Source organism: Hymenobacter defluvii (assembly GCF_017589435.1).
Taxonomy (GTDB): domain Bacteria; phylum Bacteroidota; class Bacteroidia; order Cytophagales; family Hymenobacteraceae; genus Hymenobacter; species Hymenobacter profundi.
This window is the reverse complement of record NZ_JAGETX010000017.1, coordinates 1-18,144: the sequence shown is the minus strand read 5'-3', so window position 1 is coordinate 18,144 and position 18,144 is coordinate 1. Positions and strand designations below refer to the sequence as shown.

Here is an 18,144-nt window from a genome sequence, read left to right as displayed (position 1 = left end):
AAGCTAGGTATTACGCTGGCAACGGCTCTGGGGTGGCGCTGGGAAGCTCAATTTCAATAGTCGTTCCCTGCCCCTGCGCACTATGAATGCGCAGCTCTCCGTGTTGCCGGTCTACAAAAGCGCGGCACAGCACCAGGCCCAGCCCCGTACCCTCGCGCCGCTGCCAGCGGGTAGGCTGCGCCAAGGAGTTAGGATGCAGCAGTGCTGTTACCTGCTCAGGAGACATGCCTGGACCACTATCTGTACAAGCAAGCACCACGGCCTGAGGGCTGGCAGCGGGGTAGGCGCCCAGCCGCACGGCGCTACCCACCGGGGCAAACCGCAGCGCATTGCTCAGCACGTTGCGCAGAATGGTGCGCGTCATGTTGTAATCGGCGTATAGCGTAAGCCGAACCGGAACGTCGGTTAGCAGCTGAATCTGTTTGGCCTGTGCGGTTGTCTGATACAGCTCCACAATTTCGGCAAACAATTCTGCCACGGGCAGCGGCTCAGGCTGAAAAGCCAATTCCCCGTTCTGGTTCACGGCCCATTTCAGCAAGTTATCGAGCAGGTGGTTGATGCTGCTGGTGGTTTGATGCACCAGGGTGGGCAGGCGGCGCAAGCCAGCCTCATCGCCATTGTTGAGGTAGAATTCAATCAGCTTTGTTACGCCCGAGAAGGAAGTCACGGGTCCGCGCAAGTCATGCGCCACAATCGAGTAGAGACGGTCTTTGGAGGCGGCCATGCGCTGCAACTCCGCTGTGGTTTCCTGTAAGGCCCTGTGATTGCTGGAGAGTGCTGCCCGGCTGCGCCGCAACTGTAAGTAAATGAAAATGAAAGCCGCCAGCCCTACCGTTAGAATGGCAATGGTAACGATGAGCTGACGGTTCAGCATACTCTGCAACTCCTCGTTAGCAGTAAGACGGGCAATTTGCTGCTCCTTGTCCTGGGTTTCGTAACGCTGCTGCAAAGCGGCCAGCGCCACCAGCCGGTCATGGTTGTTGAGGGTGTCATTGAACAGTAGGTAGCGCTGCTGCCAGGCATAACCCTGGGCAAAATCGCCCTGTGCCGCTGCAATGTTGGCTAAGCTACTATATGCCTCAAGCAGGAAGGAGTAGTAGCGGTGGGCGCGCGCCAACTCCAGCGCTTGCATAGCAGAAATTTCTGCCTCAGCGGGACGTCGGCGGGCTAGCAGCACGTGGCTCAGTTGTAGCAACGCGCTGGTTTCTATTTTGGAGTTGTGTCGTTCTTGCGCCAGGCTCACAGCATTGCGCATCAGCCCTTCGGCAGTAGCATACTGCGCAATCGATTGATAATAAGCACCTAAAGTAGCTGTATACTGCGCTTGCGCAAGAATGTCCTTGCTACGACGAGCCATAAGAAGGGCGCGGTGCAGGTGCTGCAACGCTTGCTGATTACGGTGCATAGCCAGCAGCAACACCCCCACATCGCCAAACAGCGCAATCTGGGTAGGGCGCTGCACACCTTTGTGGTAGGCCAGCGCCAGTGCTGGTCGGTAGAGACGCCACATGGTGGCCGTATCGCCGCGGACTGAGTGCACACTAGCCATATGGTGGTAGCTGCGCACAATGCCGTCGTAGGAGTTGAGCCGCCGGGCCAACGACATGGCCTGCTTATATAGCGTGAGGGCGTATTGGCTGTCGCTGAGGTTGGTGTAACACACGCCCAGACTAAGCAGGCTCATCAGCTGCCCCCGTTGGTCGTGTAGCCGCCGGGCCAGTGTGAGGGCCTGCCGACCATAGACTATGCCTTGCTCCGGGGCGTTGTCGTAGTGCTGCACGCACAGCGAGTCTAGGAGGCGCACGCGGTTGGTATCGGGGGGCAGGATGGCCAGCAGGCGGTGCATCCGCTGCACGGCCAGCGAATCCTGGGCCTGTGCAGATGATATTCCGGCAGCACTTACTAGCAACAGGCAGAGCCAGAGTTGCTTGAGTGAACCGGAGAATGACACAGCGTAGGGATAGGGATAGACGAAAGCCAGCAAACCGTACCGAATTTATCGGCGATGCAACGGATTGTTGGTAAACAAGATAATAGAATTAAAATTAGTTTTTATTTCACAAAAAGCAAAACCATTCCTGGCGCTGCTCCAGATGTGTGTTCCGCAGAAACTCTGCCAGCGGTTGCAGATCGGTCAGGATAGAGGTGACGGTAAGTGCTTCGCCGCTAGCTAGATGTAGTCGCAGGTATTCATACTTGTTCCAGAACACGTGCCGCGATACGCAGGTGACATACTCCACCCGCACTAGATCGGCCCGGCTAAAGGGAATACGTACTCGTTGTTCGTACACTTCCAGGCGGTTCTGCTTGCCATCAAACACCAGCGTGGTGCTGAAATTACGAGCGTAGTACTGGGCATGCAGCACCAACGACGGCACCGAAAAGCCCAGTACAACAGCCCCAAGCGCCATTGCCAGCACCAGTTCCACTGCCGATAGCGTGCCCAGGTAAAAAAACGACAGCAAAAAGGGTAGGCCCACGCACAGGCACAGCAGCGGCCAGAACAGCAGGTAGAACTGCCGCAAAAAGGTGGGCTGGTATACCTTGCTGTTCTTGCTGAAAAAATTCGTGATAAACCGCAGCCCCACCACTATCACCAAAATGGCGAAAGTGGCTTCCAGTAGCGGGCGTAAAAAGGTCAGAAAGCGAATCATTTACCGAATGGTTATCCACGGCTCGCCAACCGCGTGGGGGCGCAGAGTGCCAAACGGCGTGAGTTGCAAGCCGTGCCGCTGAAAAATTGCCTGTACTTTTTCCCTACCCTCTGGTGCCACGCACACCAGCAATCCCCCCGAAGTTTGCGGGTCGCAGAGCCACTGGCGCTGCTCGTCGGAGATGAGGCCTACCTTGTGGCCGTAGCTGGCCCAATTGCGGTTGGTGCCGCCGGGCACGGCCCCTTGCTGCCGGTAGGGCTCGGCGGCGGCCAGCAGCGGCACGTGAGCAAAGTCGATTTCGGCCGTCAGGTTGCTACCCTCGCACACCTCCGAAAGGTGACCTAGCAAGCCAAAACCCGTAACATCGGTCATGGCGTGCACGGCTTCCAACTCGCCTAGCTGAGCCCCGATTTTGTTGAGCTGCATCATAGACTGCGGCGCCAGATGGGCGTCTTCGTCGCGCAGAATGCCTTTTTTCTGAGCGGTGGTCAGCATTCCTACCCCCAGGGGCTTAGTGAGGTACAGCTCGCAGCCGGCAGTGGCGGTGTCGTTGCGCTTGAGTTGGGCAATGTCGACCATACCCGTAACGGCCAGCCCAAAAATGGGCTCCGGCGAGTCGATGCTGTGGCCGCCAGCCAGCGGAATGCCAGCTTCGCGGCAAATGCTGCGGCTGCCTTCCATCACGCGCTGGGCTACCTCGGGCGCCAGCTTATCCACGGGCCAACCCAGCACGGCAATGGCCAACACCGGCCGCCCGCCCATGGCATACACATCGGAAATGGCGTTGGCCGAGGCGATGCGTCCGAAATCGTAGGCATCATCCACGATGGGCATGAAGAAGTCGGTGGTGCTGATGAGGGCCTGCCCATTGCCAATGTCGTACACGGCCGCGTCGTCGCGGGAGCCATTGCCTACCAGTAGTTTGTCGTCGTGGGGCTGGGCAATGGTGGTGTGCAAAATCTGGTCGAGCACCGCTGGCGCGATTTTGCAGCCGCAGCCTGCACCGTGGCTGTATTGGGTGAGGCGAATTTGATCGGGAGAGGTTATCTTAGAATCAGACATGCTGAAGATGGTGAAATGCTTAAAGAAGAATTATAGGGTCCATTCTGCTTGCTGAAGGACTATTCGATAGCCATCCGGGTCTTCAAAGCAGCACCCCTTCTCATCCCAGTAAGGGTTATAAGAAGCAACGGTAGAAAACCCGCAATGCTGCATTCGTTGTATAATATCCTTCAATGAAGCAGCATCGGGTACATAAAAAATCAGCAGATGATCTTGGGTAGGCGCTTTGCCCACAATATGGCCTATCTGATGAGTGAATTCGAAATGATAAGGTGCCTGTGAACGACCAAGCATTACTCCATTGAAACCATTATGGTCATTAAATGAGCTTAGCTTTTCAAACCCAAGCCCATCACAATAGAAATGCATAAGTGCATCTATATCATCAGTAGGACGAGCAACGCGAAGGACAGGTGTATACATAATTGATTTGGTAGAGTAGCTACTTACATTGCTTTTCTAGCTGCTAGCACCAAATCCGCATTTACCGCCGCATCGCAGGTGTCGGATACTACACGAGTGAAGGTGCGGCCTTCTAGCCCGTGGCCATAGGTTTTATCGTAATAATCGAGCACCAGGCTCACCATCTTTTCCATATCGTCTTCGCCAATGGCGGCCAGGGCTTCCTTAGTAGCTAGTCCACCCAGGCGCTTGCGTATGCGCAGCACGGAAGTAGCCAGCGCGCCCGCATCGTGCTGACCGTACTCCTCGGCCAGCTTGCGCACCCGCACTGCCCTCGGGATTTCCAATACCACCAAGGGCGCTTCCTGCAACTGCGTAAACAGCGGCGGCGGAATATGCACGCCCCCAATGGTGCGGCTTTCGTCCTCTGCCCACGCGGGTAGGGTAGGGGGTAGGGCCGCCATCAACAGCGCCAAGTCGTTTTCAAACTGCTCCTGGGTAGGCTGAGCGGGCTGCCCAATGCTACCAAACGCCGAGCCTTTGTGCCGCGCCACGCCTTCCAGGTCCAGCACGGCCTCGCCGCGGGCGGCCAGCTGGTGCAGCACATCGGTTTTGCCCGAGCCGGTAAGGCCGCCCAGCACGCGTAGCGGCCGGGGCTCCGTGAACTGCGCCAAGGCCCAGCGGCGGTAGTCCTTATACCCTTTGTCGAGTAGCTCTACCCGAAAGCCAGCCAGCTCCAGTAGCCACTGCACGGCTCCGCTACGCATGCCACCCCGCCAGCAGTGCAGGCGCACGGCCCGGCCGGGCGCTACCTTCTGCGCCTGCTTCACCATCTGGCTCATCTTCGGCCCAAACAAATCCAGCCCCAGCAGCACGGCCCGCTCTTGGTTGATTTGCTTGTAGGTGGTGCCAATGCGCGCCCGCTCCTCATCCGAAAACAACGGAAAGCTCACCGCCCCCGGAATATGCCCTTGCGCAAACTCAATGGGCGCCCGCGCATCTAGAATGGGTAGGTCTTCGGGTAGTTGCAGAAAATCGGGTAGGGCGAGGCGGGGCATGTTTTCAACTAATGAAGTAGGAGTAGCGAGCTTGTCATTTCTATAGCAGCTGCCTTCTATATAACTGAATCGTGTTCTCCAAACCCAGGTACAGCGCGTCGCAGATGAGGGCGTGGCCGATGCTGACCTCGGCTAGGCCAGGTAGGTTTTGATGGAGGTAGGCCAGGTTCTCTAAATCGAGGTCGTGGCCGGCGTTGAGGCCAAGGCCCAGTTCTTGGGCTAGTTCGGCGGCTTGGCGGTAGGGTGCCAGGGCGGCAGCTGGGTCGGCGGCGTAGTTGCTGGCGTAGGCTTCGGTATATAGCTCAATGCGGTCCGTGCCAGTGGCTACGGCGGCCTTCACCATGGCCGGGTCGGGGTCGAGAAAAATGCTGACGCGGCAGCCTAGTGCTTTCAATTCCTGTACTACCCCAATAAGGTAGACCTGGTGCTTGATGGTGTCCCAGCCGGCGTTGGAGGTAATGGCATCGGGGGCGTCGGGCACCAGCGTTACCTGCTCGGGGCGCACCTCGCGCACCAGGTCCAGAAAATCGGGGGTAGGGTTGCCTTCCACGTTCAGCTCCGTGGTCACTACCTGCTTCAGGTCGCGCACGTCCTGGTAGCGCACATGGCGCTCGTCGGGGCGCGGGTGCACGGTGATGCCTTCGGCGCCAAACCGCTCACAATCACGGGCAGCCTGTAGCAAGTCGGGGCGGTTATGGCCACGTGCATTCCGCAGCGTGGCGATTTTATTTATGTTTACGCTTAGCTTCGTCATCAGAAAAAAGAAGAAGTACGATTGTACAACCCATCGTAACCGGCCAAAGTTACGTTTTGCCTGCATAGTGGCCCACGGATTCTTCTGGCTGCTACCTTACCAACTCTAGTTACTCATTCCTCCCAAAAATGGCTCTGAAAGAAACCATCGACGCTGATATCAAAAAGGCCATGCTGGCCAAAGACAAAGTGCGTCTGACCACGCTGCGCAGCATCAAGTCCCAGATTTTGCTGGCCGAAACCGCCGAGGGTGCCCATGGTGCGGCCCTCTCGTCCGCCGACGAAATCAAGCTGCTGACCAAAGCCGCGAAGCAGCGCCGCGAAGCCGCCGAAACCTACCAGCAGCAGTTCCGCTCCGATCTGGAAGAAAACGAGCTGGCCGAGCTGGCTATCATCGAAGAGTACCTGCCCCAGCAACTTTCCGAAGCAGAGCTGGTAGGCCGCCTCACCGAAATCATTCAGCGCGTGGGCGCCACCGGCCCATCCGACCTGGGCAAGGTGATGGGCATTGCCGCCCGTGAGTTGTCCGGTCAAGCCGACGGCCGCATGATTTCCCAAACCGTGGGTCACCTGCTCAACAACACGAATTTTTAAGGTAGGAGGGTAGTGAAATAAAAGTGCGTGTCATCCTGAGCTTGCGAAGGATCTTATCACAGGAGAACGACAGACGTACCAACGACTCGTCCTAGCGTGAGAAGGTCCTTCGCAAGCTCAGGATGACAGACGCTTTGTAGGAACTCACCACTTCACTACTCACAACTTCGCCACTTCACCACCTCACAGCATGTCTGGCCTGGATATTCTGCTGCTGATTCCGCTAGGGGTAGGAGCCGTGAAGGGCTTTCGGCGCGGACTGGTGCTGGAAGCTGTTTCGCTGCTGGCCTTTGTGCTGGGGCTGATTGGGGGACTGGCCCTGCTGCACGACGTTATTCCGCTGGTGCGTAACTATGTGGGCGAGGCCTTCGGGATGCTGCCGCTGGTAGCGTTTCTTCTAGTGTTTGTGCTCATTATGTGGGGAGTGCATCTGCTAGGTGGCTTCATCCGAACGGCCGTGCACTTGACACCCCTAGGCATGCTCGACCACTTGCTGGGTGGCGTGGCGGGGCTGCTGAAGTGGCTGCTAGGCCTGAGCTTATTGCTCTACGGCCTCTCACTTTCGGGCATATCCTTGCTCTCACCCCAGCTTACAGCCGACTCGCAGGTACTACCCTTCGTGCAACGCGCCACGCCGCTGGCTTTGCAGGTAGTGGCATGGGTGATGCCCTTTGCCGGCACGCTACTGGCAAAACTTCGGGGCGTGTTTTAGGTTGAAGGATAAAATAGTGAGAGGATGAAGTAGCGAAATGGCGAGTTTGGCGTTCTAATGATGCCATCTGCGCAACATGTGCGGTCAAAACGTCAAACTCGCCATTTCGCTACTTCATCCTCTCACCACTTCACCAGATGCGCCTGCTGCTGCTCGACAACTTCGATTCTTTCACCTACACCTTGCGCGATTACCTGTGCCAGGCCGGGGCCGAGGTGCAGGTAGTGCGCAATGATGTGCCGCTGGCCGCTATTCAGCAGCTCGATTTCGATGGCTTGGTGCTGTCGCCGGGGCCGGGCGTACCGGCTGCGGCGGGCGTGATGCCGGCAGTTATCGAAACCTACCACCGGCGCGTGCCCATGCTGGGCGTGTGCCTGGGGCACCAGGCGCTGGGCGAGTTCTTCGGGGCGAAGCTAGGGCGGGCGGCTCGGCCCATGCACGGCAAGGTATCCATGGTGCGGTGGGTAGGGGAGGAGCCCCTGCGGCACGGCTTGCCCACGGAGGTAGCCGTCACGCGTTACCACTCGCTGGTACTGCGAGACCTGCCGCCTACCTTGCAACCTTTGGCCCACACCACAGACTCTACCCAAGAGTTAATGGCCTTCCGACACACCACCCTACCCATCCACGGCGTGCAGTTCCATCCCGAAGCCCTCCTGACAACCCACGGCGGCACTATGCTCCGCAATTGGGTCAAGTATTGTATCATTGCAAAGAGCGGTGGGGTAGAAATTTCACTTACCGACCAGACTATCCTTTGAGACGATGGAGTTGCAGATCAAGGAACGTAATCATTTTCAATACATTGATGAAGGCAGTGGCGAGGTGCTACTATTGCTGCACGGCTTGTTTGGCGCGCTCAGCAACTGGCACGATGTGGTAGACAGCTTCCGCGGCGAGTACCGCGTCATCATTCCCCTGCTTCCCATCTACGACATGCCGCTGCTGAAAGCAGGCGTGCCGGGCTTGGTAAATTTTGTAGAAGATTTCCTTGCCGAGCTGGGCCTGACCGAGCCGATGGCGGTGCTGGGCAATTCCTTGGGCGGACACGTGGCACTGGTCTACACGCTGCACAATCCTGCCCACGTAGGGCGCCTAGTGCTCACGGGGAGCAGCGGCCTATTCGAGGATTCGATGGGTAGCTCCTTTCCCAAGCGCGGCAACTACGATTTTGTGCAGCAGCGGGTGGCTTATACGTTCTACGACCCTCAAATTGCTACCAAAGAGTTGGTAGACGAGGTATTTAACGTCACGAACTCCAATGCCAAATGCTTGCGCATCATCAGCATTGCACGGTCGGCGCAGCGCCACAACCTTAGCAAGGAATTGCACAACATTCAGGTGCCCGTGCTGTTAGTATGGGGGTTGAATGATACGATTACGCCGCCTGTGGTGGCGCACGAGTTCTACCGACTGCTACCTCAGGCAGAGCTGCGCTTCCTCGACCACTGCGGCCACGCCCCTATGATGGAGCGCCCTGTGGCCTTCAATCAGCTGCTCCACCAATTTCTCCACCGCACCCAACCCCAACCTGTCGATTAATTACGTATTATACCAAAACGAACGGCCGGGCTTCAGAAACAAGAGAATGCCCGGCCGTTTCGTTTACTGTCCGCGTTGCTTTCCCTACCTCTGATTAGTTCTTCCTGCCGATGCTTTCGATGATAGCCGAAGACTTAGTAAATCAAATGATTCCGCCGCTCAAGGTGTCGGATACCGCTGGGAAAGCTGCCAAGTGGTTAGAAGAATTTCACGTAAGCCAACTGCCCGTGCTGGATGGCCGCCAGTATGTGGGCTTGGTCACTGATATCGACGTTACCAATTACGAGCACCCGACGCACCAGCTGGCTACCCTACCTTTGGGCTACGCCACGGCCTACGTGCAGCGTCATCAGCATTTCTACAACATCATGGAAGCAGCCGTACAACATAAAATTCAGCTGGTGCCCGTGCTCGACGACCAGCGTAACTATATAGGCGTTGTCACCATCAGCGACGTGCTGGCTGCCTTCGGGCAGAGCCCTGACATAGCTGGCCGTGGCGGTATTCTAATTCTGTCGATGAATGAGCGCGACTACTCTTTGTCGCAGATCAGTCGCTACGTGGAGGAGAATAATGCCAAGATTCTCAGCGCCCACGTGGCCCAAGATGAGCAGGATAGCTACAAGATTCAACTGACCCTGAGGCTCAATACGCCGCAGATGCAGCGCATCGTGGCTACGCTGGAGCGGTTTGGCTTCGTCATCACGGCGCAATTCAGTGGTGCCGAAGATGCGGTACCGGAAGATCAGGAGCGTTATGATGCGCTGTTGAAATATCTGAGTTTGTAGTTAGAACAGAGTCAGGCTGTGAAAAGGCAATAGATTGCGTTGCCATTTGTGAGCATCCGGCGGCCTGATTATTGATGTGGAGTCGCTTCCAGCAGTCTCGGCGCTGCTAGCTTTCTAGCATTCCTCCGACGCTTTATTTCAACAAAAGTTGCTGGCCTGTTTACTGTCCCTACTGTTGAGCTGGCTGCCAGCACCAGCTTCCGCCATCTCCCTCCCCGATACCACGCGGGCCGCGATAGGTAGTGATAGCACGCTGCGGGCACAATGCCCTGGCTACACGCGGGTAAAGGTAGACCAAGTACTGTTTGTAGGCAATGTCAAAACCAAAGAGCGAATTCTCCGTGCCGAATTAGACTTTCGGGAAGGCGACTCGTTGAATGTGATTGGGTTGGGTAAGCGACTGGAAGCCAACCGTCGCCGCATCTACAACTTGCAGCTCTTTCATGAAGTAGCCTTGCAGATGGTGTGCCGCGATGGCAGCATAACGGTGCTATTTGGAGTACAGGAACGCTGGTACACCTTCCCCGTACCCATCTTCTCGTTGGCCGACCGCAACTTCCGATCCTGGGCCAACCGCCCCGACCGCTGGCGTCGGGTAGACTACGGTATTCACCTCACTCGCAATAACTTTCGAGGCCGCAACGAACAGCTCATTGCCAACCTGCAACTGGGCTTCAACCGCAAGTACGAAATCTTCTACGAGGCGCCAGGCTATGGAAGGCGCCGCCGTCTGGGCTTGGGCCTGGCGGCCTCCTACTATCAAAGTCGCGCCTTGGACTATGCAACCGTGCAGGACCGCCTCGTAAACTACCGCACCGACGATGGGTTTGCCTTGCAACGGCAGTATTTCCTGGCCGGATTGCGCTGGCGTCATACCGTGCAGCGCCTGTCAGCTTTCGATATTTCCTACCACCACGAGCGCGTGGCACCGGAGATTACGCAACTCAACCCCAACTATTACCTGGGCAATAACCGCCGCGACTATCTCGATTTCACGTTTAGCACTACTCTGAATCAGCGCAATACTTTTGCTTACCCCCTCACCGGTCGCTTCATGCAGGTAGTAGCTAGCCAGCGGGTTTTTTTGCGTACGGGTAGTCCCGGCATTACTACCTTGTACGGCACGTATGCTCGCTACCTGGCGCTAGGCCGTGGGTTCTACTACAGCGTAGGCGTACAGGCGCGGGCCCGATTCGCTCAGCGCATTGCCTACCCCGACAATCACGCGTTCGGCTACGAGGCCTTGGTGCGGGGCTACGATGCGTACGTGGTAGATGGGCGTTACTACGGCTTGGCGCGGCAAGGCCTATCGTACCGTTTGCTCGATCTGGGCCGTCTGCGACTCAATAGTATTGGTAATCCAAAGGTCAACAGCATCCCGCTGGTTTTTTATTTGAATACCTTTACCGACGCCGGCTACGTAGTAGGGCGCTCTGCCGTAGCAGAGCGTTTCCAGAATCGGTTGTCTAATCAACTACTGGCGTCAGCGGGTGTTGGACTGCACCTGGTTACGTACTACGATTGGGTATTCACAGTGGAATATGCCCTTAATGGTCGGGGTGAAACCGGCTTTTTCTTCCGCACATCTTTTCCTATCTAGAGAAGCTCGGTAAAGATGTTCATTCAAAAGCGTTACCTATGAAAATTGCTATCCTGGGTAAACCATTCAGCAACGAAGCCGCACCGTATTTACAGGCGTTACTCAACGATTTGGCCGATCGGCAGGCCGAGGTGCTGATCGAAACCCGGTTCTGTGATTACCTGCGCGAGCATCTGGAACTCCCCGGTAACATAACGTGCTTTCAGCGCGGCGACTCTTTGCAAGACGTACAATTTGTGCTCAGCATAGGTGGTGATGGTACTCTTCTAGACACAGTAACCTACGTGGGTAGCCTGGAAATTCCTATCCTAGGTATCAATACCGGACGGTTAGGATTTCTGGCAACTATCAATCCCGAGCGTATTGCGCAGGCGTTAGATGCATTGTTTAAAGGTCATTTTATCATTGAAGAGCGCAGCCTTATTCGAGTAGACACTGACCCCGGAGTCTTTAGTGGCATTAATTTTGGGCTGAACGAATTTTCGATCCTGAAGCGCGACACTTCGTCCATGATTGTGGTACACACGTACATAGACGGCGAATACTTAAATTCATATTGGGCTGATGGCCTAATTGTGTCGACTCCAACCGGCTCTACGGGATATTCGCTGAGCTGTGGCGGCCCAGTAATGCTTCCGCAAACAAACAATTTTGTTATCGCTCCCGTATGTCCGCACAACTTGAATGTTCGGCCGCTCATCGTGCCCGATGAGAGCGTAATTTCTTTTGAGATAGAAGGACGTAGCAATAATTTTCTGCTCTCGCTGGACTCGCGCTCTGTCACCGTCGATGCCGGCATTCAGATAGCCGTACGTCGAGAAACCTTCAATGCGCATTTGGTGAAGCTAAACCACGTTAACTTTTTGAGCACCTTGCGTAGTAAACTGAATTGGGGACTAGATCGTCGTAACCCGGCCGGTATTCCAGTCTGAAACATTGATAAATAATTATTTTTGTTTTTTAAGTTCTTCGTAACCTCTACTTTTGTCGTTAGTTAAGACTACGCCATAATGGTTTTGTCACATTTCTTCTGGACCTGCATATCATAACTTCCGCTTACTTATGAAGCAAATTTTCACTCACACGCTGGCTTCACTACTGCTTATGGGGCTGGTAGCTACGCAGGCCAACGCGCAACAGTTCAGCAAGCGGAAGCAATATAGCTCCATTGGGGTAAGCCTAAATGCAATGAACTACTTTGGTGACATTGTACCGAAGACTAGTTTGCCCAGCTTCCGTGTTGCCGCTACACGCCCAAACATAGGGGTATATTATATGCACCGTTTCGCTCCACGTATTTCTGCTAAGGTGGCGTTGAACTATGGTCGTATTTCCGGTGATGACGCGAAGGCAGCTGATCCAAACGGCGCAGACTCGCGTTATCGCTACAATCGGAATATGAACTTCCGTAACGATATTGTGGAGTTGTCTGGTATGGCGGTATTCGACTTAATCGAAAACCGTAACAATTACCTCAAGCGTCCCGACTTTGTGCCTTACCTCACGGCCGGTATTGCCGTATTTCATCATAACCCTAAGGGTGCCGATGCCAATGGTGACTACGTGCAGTTACAGCCTTTGCAAACAGAAGGGGTAGATTACAGCTTAACACAGTTTGCTATACCATTTGGTGGAGGTGTTCGTTACCGGATAAATAAAAGCTTCGACATCGGTCTAGAACTAATTACTCGTAAAACCTTCACTGACTACTTAGATGATGTAAGCGGCACATTTGTGGAGCGTAGCACGTTGGCGTCTGGTCCGGCCCAGTATTTTGGCCATGATATTACCCGTAGCCAGGATCCTGCACAAGGATTTGGTAGCTTTACTGAGCCTGGCCAGCGTCGTGGTAAGGATGGCAACGACTGGTATACTACTTTAGGGGTTACCGTCAACTACATTCTTGCTCCCCGCGTAAAGAACCCCAAATTCCGCTAGCCTATGCAACGTAGGCTGGCTACCCTCGACCATAGCCTGTCTAATGTTTAAATCGCAACTCTTCAAAACGCTCCTTGCCTATGGTATACCGGCGGGGAGCGTTTTTTTTGCCGGCACCGCCGCAGCTCAAAATACCAGTGAATTAGGTATTGGCGTTGGTGGTGCTGTGTATCGCGGTGAAATAGCACCATCGTACCAGTTTCGCAATAATCGGCCAGCCGTGACTGCCTTTTACCGGAAGGATATTACAAACCCGGTTACATTACGTGGGGGGCTTACCTATGGTATGCTGCGTGCCGACGATATCAACCAAAAAGGCGATAATGATGCACCACTCCCTTTGCCTGCCTACCGGCAGGCTGGGCTAAAAGGTGGACTGCTGGAGGCATCTGCTGTGATAGAATATAATTTCTTCGATTATCACGACCGAAAAGATAAAATACATTTTACCCCCTATGTATTTGCGGGCATAGCTGGATTTTACGCCAATACGCGCATCAGTACAGCCAATGCATCATTGGCAGGAGTAATTGATAGGAGTGGAGCAATGCTGGGCTTTGCTATCCCAGCGGGGGTAGGAGTAAAGTATGCTATTTCGCCGCGCTGGAACCTTGGTGCGGAGGTTGGTGCCCGCAAGACTTTTACTGATAATCTTGACCATTTAAGCACAAAAAATACGCAGCTCAATACAAGTTCTGAGCGCGACTTATTGATTAACAGACACACGCAAGATTGGTATTTTTACAACGGTATTAGTATCTCTTACACCTTCTACAAAATCCGCTGTCCTGAAGGACAATAAAGAAATAATTAGCGGACAGAACTGAGCAGCCAATTGTGAGGGGAGGGTATGCAACCATTTGCGTAACTTGCAGCCTCCTATACGCAAAGAACAACAATGGCCGCTCGGTCCGAAATTGACCTTCAGAAATTACCTGCGCACGTTGCCGTTATCATGGATGGCAATGGCCGCTGGGCCAAGAAAAAAGGTGGCTTACGCATCTTTGGGCATCAAAGCGCCATTACGGCTGTGCGCGAAACGGTGGAAGCCGCCGCAGAGCTGGGCATACGATTCCTGACCCTTTATGCGTTTTCCACTGAAAACTGGGCACGCCCGGCGCACGAAGTAACGGCATTGATGCAGTTGCTGGTGCACACTATACGGCAAGAAACACCTACCCTGTTGAAAAACGGGGTAAAATTACAAGCAATTGGTCAGTTGGACAGCTTGCCTGCCAGCTGCCAAAGAGAATTAGCAGAAGCTATTGAGCTAACGCAAAAAGGGGAACGTACCACATTGGTACTGGCGCTGAGCTACAGTGGCCGGTGGGACTTGGTACAGGCTACACGCCGTTTGGGTGCGGATGTAGCAGCCGGCAAGCTGCGAGCAGATGAGGTAACAGAGCACACTATTGCTGGTTACCTCAGCACGGCTGCAATGCCTGATCCGGAATTATTGATCAGGACGAGTGGTGAGCAGCGTATCAGTAACTTTTTGCTCTGGCAACTTGCTTATACTGAATTATATATAACTGATTTGCTCTGGCCAGACTTTCGGAGGGAACATTTTTATGAAGCCATCCGCGAATATCAGCGCCGGGAACGGCGTTTTGGGAAAACCAGTGAGCAGTTAACCGTTTCGTAATTTCTTCGAATGACCTCTTTTTTCAACCAGCTTCGCTGGCTAGCTGCGCTATTAGTGTTACTCGGCGGTGCCATAAGCAGCGCTCCTACGCAGGCACAAACTGCACCCCCTAACGATGGGGCAGAACACTACGTGCTAGGCGGCATTACAGTAAGCGGTGCGCGCTACCTGGATAACAATACGCTGATTGCGCTAACAGGTTTAAAAATTGGTGACCCAATTTCTATTCCTGGTGAAGAAATCGGTAAGGCTATTCGTAAGCTGTGGGATCAGGGTATTCTGGGCGACGTGAGCGTATCAACCACAAAAATTCAGGGGAACAAAATCTTCCTGGATTTCAACCTGAAGGAGCGGCCGCGTTTGTCGCGCTTTGAATTCACAGGTATCAGCAAAGGCCAAGCAGATGAGCTAAAGAATAAAATCAAGCTGATTCGGGGTAAGGTGGTAACGGATGCCTTGCTCAACAACACGCGCACGCAGGTAAAGAAGTTCTACACCAACAAGAGCTTCCTCGATGTGAAAGTGAACATCACGCAGCGGCCCGATTCGGCCCTGTCGAACAGCGTTGTGCTGGTGATTAATGTAGATAAAGGCGATAAGATCCGGGTGCGTGATATTGCCTTTGAAGGCAATGAGGCCTTTTCCGATAGGAAGCTGAAAGGCAAGCTCAAGAAGACGAAAGAGAAGAAGCCGTATAAGCTGCTGACCTCCGGAAAATTTCAGCGAGCTGAATATGAGGAGGACAAGCAAAAACTGCTCGACTTTTACAATGCTCAGGGATACCGCGATGCTATCATCGTTTCGGACACGCTAATCCGCAAAGATGATGGTCTGGCGCTACGCATTACGGTGGATGAAGGACCAAAATACTACTTCCGTAATATCACGTGGAGCGGTAACTATCTCTACGACGACAAGACCTTAGCCTCAGTGTTAGGTATCAAAGAAGGTAGCGCGTATAGCAAAGAAACGCTGGACAAACGCCTGAACTACAACCCGACTGGTCAGGATATCACGTCGCTCTATATGAACGATGGCTATTTATTCTTCAGCATCGAACCGGTAGAAACCAAGGTTGAAGGCGACTCGATTGATATTGAGATGCGCATCAATGAGGGTGTGCAAGCACGGGTGAAGGATATCAATATTGCCGGTAACACCAAAACCAGTGACCATGTAATTCGGCGCGAGATTCAGACGCTGCCGGGCGACAAGTTCAATCGGGAGTTGCTGATTCGTACGCAACAGCGCCTGTCGGGCCTGGGTTATTTCGACCCGGAGAAGGTAGGGATGAACCCTGTGCCAAACCAAGCTGATGGTACTGTAGACATTAACTATACGGTGGAAGAGAAACCTTCCGACCAGATTACGCTTTCGGGTGGCTGGGGTGGTTATGCAGGCTTCATCGGTACGGTAGGTTTAGTCTTCAACAACTTCTCGCTCCGCAAAGCTGGTACGCTTAGCAACTGGCGCCCTGTGCCTGCTGGCGACGGACAGCGTTTGGCCCTGAACGTGCAAGCCAACGGTTTGCAATACCAAGCTTACTCGTTCTCCTTTACAGAGCCGTGGCTGGGTGGCCGCAAGCCCAATTCGTTCTCCTTTAGTTTGAACAAAACAATTTCGCGCTTCGGAACCAGCTTCGACCCTACGACCGGCCAGTTCATCAAATCGAACAGCGCAACTGTGGCTCTAGGCCGGCGCCTTCGTTTCCCCGATGATTACTTCACGCTCAGCAATTCGGTATCGATAACGCAGTACAAGTTTCAGAACTATCCGCTGAACATCCGGAACAGCGCGGTGTCGGAGCTAACCACAGGCGACGCAAACAACTTTGTGTTCAATACTACACTGGCTCGTAACAGCATCGACAATCCTACCTTTACCCGTCGGGGCTCTTCGCTGTCGTTGTCGTTGTCGCTGACACCGCCTTACTCGTTATTCCCAGGAGCTCATCCTAACTCCACGCAGTGGCTGGAATACCATAAGTGGATGTTCGATGCCTCGTGGTTCACGCCGCTGGTAGGCAAGCTGGTACTGAACTCCCGCGCCCACTTCGGTTTCTTGGGGGCTTATAATGGCAACCGTACGTTAGGGCCGTTTGAGCGCTTCAAACTGGGTGGATCGGGCCTGGGCTACGGTGGTGCTTCCAACTTCATTGTAGGTACTGAATACATCGGTTTGCGCGGCTACGCCGACCCGAATGATCAGGAAGCTATTCCGACCGCACAAACGGCAGATAACGGCGGTATTGCCTACAATAAGTTTGTGATGGAAATGCGTTACCCTGTGTCGTTGAACCCGGCCGCTACGGTTTATGTTCTGGGCTTTGCAGAGGCTGGCAATGCGTTCAACACCTACTCGCAGTACAACCCTTACAAGCTGTATCGTTCGGCGGGCATAGGCGCCCGCGTATTCATGTCGGCGTTTGGCTTGCTTGGGTTTGACTATGGCTACGGCTTCGATACGGTACCAGCTACTGTAACGAATCCTGGCACAGGTCCGAAGGGCCGCTTCCACTTCATCATTGGTCAGCAGATTCGTTAATCATCTTAGTTCGCATGAAAGCACTTCGGTATAGTTTGTCGGTGCTGACGCTGGTGATACTATTGGCGCCGACCGCACTGGCGCAAAAGTTTGGCTACGTCGACTCAGAATTTGTAATGGGTAAGATGCCGGCTTATGCTCAGGCGCAGCAGGAACTAAACACCTTATCACAGAATTGGCAGAAGGATATCGAAGCGCAGAAGCAGGACTTGGATAAGATGTATCGCACGTACCGCGCCGAAGAAGTTCTACTAACGGAAACGCAGAAGAAGAAGCGTCAAGACGAGATTACTAAAAAGGAGCAGGACGTTCGGGCTTACCAAAATAAGATATTTGGTTACGAGGGCCAACTGTTCAAAAAGCGGCAGGAGCTAACTCGCCCCGTGCAGGACCAAGTGTTTGAGGCGGTGGAAAAAGTGGCGAAGAAAAAGCAGTTGGCTATTATCTTCGACAAATCCGGTGACCTAACCATGCTATATACCAATCCGGTGCACGACTATACGGAATTTGTTTTGGAGGAATTGGGTTTGGCTTCTGCGGACCGCAATCAGCCAGCGCAGTCGGGCGCTACGCGTACCGTAGAGCCACCGCAAACGCCTGCTAATAGCGCCGATGCCGAGCCTGGTACCCCACAAGCAGCTCCTACCCGGACTGTGCCAACACGCCGACCGTAGCTAAAAAATTGAAATCCTTACCTTTGCCCTACTCAATCACTGAATTTTCCCTTTTAATGATCACCATGAACAAAATCCGCCTCGCCCTGGCTGCCGTTGTGCTCACTTTTGCTACGGCTACTTCCGCGTTGGCTCAGGCCCCGCTAAAGATCGGCTACACCAGTGTATCGTATGTGCT

Annotated in this window: 18 protein-coding genes; 12 read left to right on the top strand and 6 right to left on the bottom strand. The window is 54.1% G+C overall.

The window, feature by feature from the left end:
- Positions 1-10: 10 nt before the first annotated feature.
- The 6 genes from J4D97_RS19095 to J4D97_RS19070 all read right to left on the bottom strand — a co-directional run bounded on the left by J4D97_RS19095 (position 11) and on the right by J4D97_RS19070 (position 5,930).
- On the bottom strand, positions 11-1,951 hold the full coding sequence (locus tag J4D97_RS19095) for a sensor histidine kinase (RefSeq protein WP_208308965.1): 1,941 nt from the start codon (positions 1,949-1,951) through the stop codon (positions 11-13).
- 106 nt (positions 1,952-2,057) lie between these two features.
- The gene (locus J4D97_RS19090; protein ID WP_208308964.1) at positions 2,058-2,654 is read right to left on the bottom strand and encodes a hypothetical protein; all 597 of its coding nucleotides are present in this window, start codon (positions 2,652-2,654) and stop codon (positions 2,058-2,060) included.
- On the bottom strand, positions 2,655-3,716 hold the full coding sequence (selD, locus tag J4D97_RS19085; protein ID WP_208308963.1) for a selenide, water dikinase SelD: 1,062 nt from the start codon (positions 3,714-3,716) through the stop codon (positions 2,655-2,657).
- Between the two features lie 30 nt (positions 3,717-3,746).
- Positions 3,747-4,139, bottom strand: a complete 393-nt coding sequence (locus tag J4D97_RS19080; protein WP_208308962.1) for a VOC family protein — start codon at positions 4,137-4,139, stop codon at positions 3,747-3,749.
- A 23-nt stretch (positions 4,140-4,162) separates the two neighbouring features.
- Positions 4,163-5,176: a tRNA 2-selenouridine(34) synthase MnmH gene (gene mnmH / locus J4D97_RS19075; RefSeq protein WP_208308961.1), complete on the bottom strand. Its 1,014-nt coding sequence runs from the start codon at positions 5,174-5,176 to the stop codon at positions 4,163-4,165.
- Positions 5,177-5,216: 40 nt separating this feature from the next.
- Positions 5,217-5,930: a pyridoxine 5'-phosphate synthase gene (locus tag J4D97_RS19070; RefSeq protein WP_208308960.1), complete on the bottom strand. Its 714-nt coding sequence runs from the start codon at positions 5,928-5,930 to the stop codon at positions 5,217-5,219.
- 128 nt (positions 5,931-6,058) lie between these two features.
- On the opposite strand from J4D97_RS19070, the gene J4D97_RS19065 reads away from it, so the two are divergent.
- From J4D97_RS19065 to J4D97_RS19010, 12 genes are all read left to right on the top strand, one after another.
- Positions 6,059-6,523 (top strand): GatB/YqeY domain-containing protein, encoded by a 465-nt coding sequence (locus J4D97_RS19065; RefSeq protein WP_185282287.1) that lies wholly within the window; start codon positions 6,059-6,061, stop codon positions 6,521-6,523.
- 190 nt (positions 6,524-6,713) lie between these two features.
- Positions 6,714-7,235 (top strand): CvpA family protein, encoded by a 522-nt coding sequence (locus J4D97_RS19060; RefSeq protein ID WP_208308959.1) that lies wholly within the window; start codon positions 6,714-6,716, stop codon positions 7,233-7,235.
- Between the two features lie 137 nt (positions 7,236-7,372).
- On the top strand, positions 7,373-7,996 hold the full coding sequence (locus tag J4D97_RS19055) for an anthranilate synthase component II (protein WP_208308958.1): 624 nt from the start codon (positions 7,373-7,375) through the stop codon (positions 7,994-7,996).
- Positions 7,997-8,000: 4 nt separating this feature from the next.
- Entirely contained in the window at positions 8,001-8,777 is a 777-nt protein-coding gene (locus J4D97_RS19050; protein ID WP_208308957.1) for an alpha/beta fold hydrolase, read from the top strand.
- A 110-nt stretch (positions 8,778-8,887) separates the two neighbouring features.
- Complete coding sequence (locus tag J4D97_RS19045) at positions 8,888-9,565, top strand: CBS domain-containing protein (RefSeq protein ID WP_208308956.1); 678 nt, start codon at positions 8,888-8,890, stop codon at positions 9,563-9,565.
- A gap of 175 nt (positions 9,566-9,740) precedes the next feature.
- On the top strand, positions 9,741-11,165 hold the full coding sequence (locus J4D97_RS19040; RefSeq protein ID WP_208308955.1) for a POTRA domain-containing protein: 1,425 nt from the start codon (positions 9,741-9,743) through the stop codon (positions 11,163-11,165).
- A gap of 38 nt (positions 11,166-11,203) precedes the next feature.
- Positions 11,204-12,097, top strand: coding sequence for an NAD kinase (locus J4D97_RS19035; RefSeq protein WP_208308954.1), 894 nt, complete (start codon positions 11,204-11,206; stop codon positions 12,095-12,097).
- A gap of 130 nt (positions 12,098-12,227) precedes the next feature.
- Positions 12,228-13,103 carry a DUF6089 family protein gene (locus J4D97_RS19030; protein WP_208308953.1) on the top strand — a complete coding sequence of 292 codons (876 nt, stop codon included), beginning with the start codon at positions 12,228-12,230 and terminating at the stop codon, positions 13,101-13,103.
- Positions 13,104-13,146: 43 nt separating this feature from the next.
- The gene (locus tag J4D97_RS19025) at positions 13,147-13,905 is read left to right on the top strand and encodes a DUF6089 family protein (RefSeq protein ID WP_208308952.1); all 759 of its coding nucleotides are present in this window, start codon (positions 13,147-13,149) and stop codon (positions 13,903-13,905) included.
- A 96-nt stretch (positions 13,906-14,001) separates the two neighbouring features.
- Entirely contained in the window at positions 14,002-14,748 is a 747-nt protein-coding gene (locus tag J4D97_RS19020; RefSeq protein ID WP_208308951.1) for an isoprenyl transferase, read from the top strand.
- A gap of 9 nt (positions 14,749-14,757) precedes the next feature.
- On the top strand, positions 14,758-17,292 hold the full coding sequence (gene bamA, locus J4D97_RS19015; protein ID WP_208308950.1) for an outer membrane protein assembly factor BamA: 2,535 nt from the start codon (positions 14,758-14,760) through the stop codon (positions 17,290-17,292).
- 14 nt (positions 17,293-17,306) lie between these two features.
- Entirely contained in the window at positions 17,307-17,966 is a 660-nt protein-coding gene (locus tag J4D97_RS19010) for an OmpH family outer membrane protein (RefSeq protein ID WP_208308949.1), read from the top strand.
- Positions 17,967-18,144 lie beyond the last annotated feature (178 nt).

What these genes read in the sequence shown, in the direction of transcription:
- J4D97_RS19050 (WP_208308957.1), top strand. Translation starts at nt 8,001, where the DNA reads ATGGAGTTGCAGATCAAGGAACGTAATCATTTTCAATACATTGATGAA.
- J4D97_RS19035 (WP_208308954.1), top strand. Translation starts at nt 11,204, where the DNA reads ATGAAAATTGCTATCCTGGGTAAACCATTCAGCAACGAAGCCGCACCG.
- selD (WP_208308963.1), bottom strand. Translation starts at nt 3,716, where the DNA reads ATGTCTGATTCTAAGATAACCTCTCCCGATCAAATTCGCCTCACCCAA.
- J4D97_RS19025 (WP_208308952.1), top strand. Translation starts at nt 13,147, where the DNA reads ATGTTTAAATCGCAACTCTTCAAAACGCTCCTTGCCTATGGTATACCG.
- J4D97_RS19010 (WP_208308949.1), top strand. Translation starts at nt 17,307, where the DNA reads ATGAAAGCACTTCGGTATAGTTTGTCGGTGCTGACGCTGGTGATACTA.
- J4D97_RS19065 (WP_185282287.1), top strand. Translation starts at nt 6,059, where the DNA reads ATGGCTCTGAAAGAAACCATCGACGCTGATATCAAAAAGGCCATGCTG.
- J4D97_RS19020 (WP_208308951.1), top strand. Translation starts at nt 14,002, where the DNA reads ATGGCCGCTCGGTCCGAAATTGACCTTCAGAAATTACCTGCGCACGTT.
- bamA (WP_208308950.1), top strand. Translation starts at nt 14,758, where the DNA reads ATGACCTCTTTTTTCAACCAGCTTCGCTGGCTAGCTGCGCTATTAGTG.
- J4D97_RS19055 (WP_208308958.1), top strand. Translation starts at nt 7,373, where the DNA reads ATGCGCCTGCTGCTGCTCGACAACTTCGATTCTTTCACCTACACCTTG.
- J4D97_RS19080 (WP_208308962.1), bottom strand. Translation starts at nt 4,139, where the DNA reads ATGTATACACCTGTCCTTCGCGTTGCTCGTCCTACTGATGATATAGAT.
- J4D97_RS19030 (WP_208308953.1), top strand. Translation starts at nt 12,228, where the DNA reads ATGAAGCAAATTTTCACTCACACGCTGGCTTCACTACTGCTTATGGGG.
- mnmH (WP_208308961.1), bottom strand. Translation starts at nt 5,176, where the DNA reads ATGCCCCGCCTCGCCCTACCCGATTTTCTGCAACTACCCGAAGACCTA.
- J4D97_RS19070 (WP_208308960.1), bottom strand. Translation starts at nt 5,930, where the DNA reads ATGACGAAGCTAAGCGTAAACATAAATAAAATCGCCACGCTGCGGAAT.
- J4D97_RS19060 (WP_208308959.1), top strand. Translation starts at nt 6,714, where the DNA reads ATGTCTGGCCTGGATATTCTGCTGCTGATTCCGCTAGGGGTAGGAGCC.
- J4D97_RS19090 (WP_208308964.1), bottom strand. Translation starts at nt 2,654, where the DNA reads ATGATTCGCTTTCTGACCTTTTTACGCCCGCTACTGGAAGCCACTTTC.
- J4D97_RS19045 (WP_208308956.1), top strand. Translation starts at nt 8,888, where the DNA reads ATGCTTTCGATGATAGCCGAAGACTTAGTAAATCAAATGATTCCGCCG.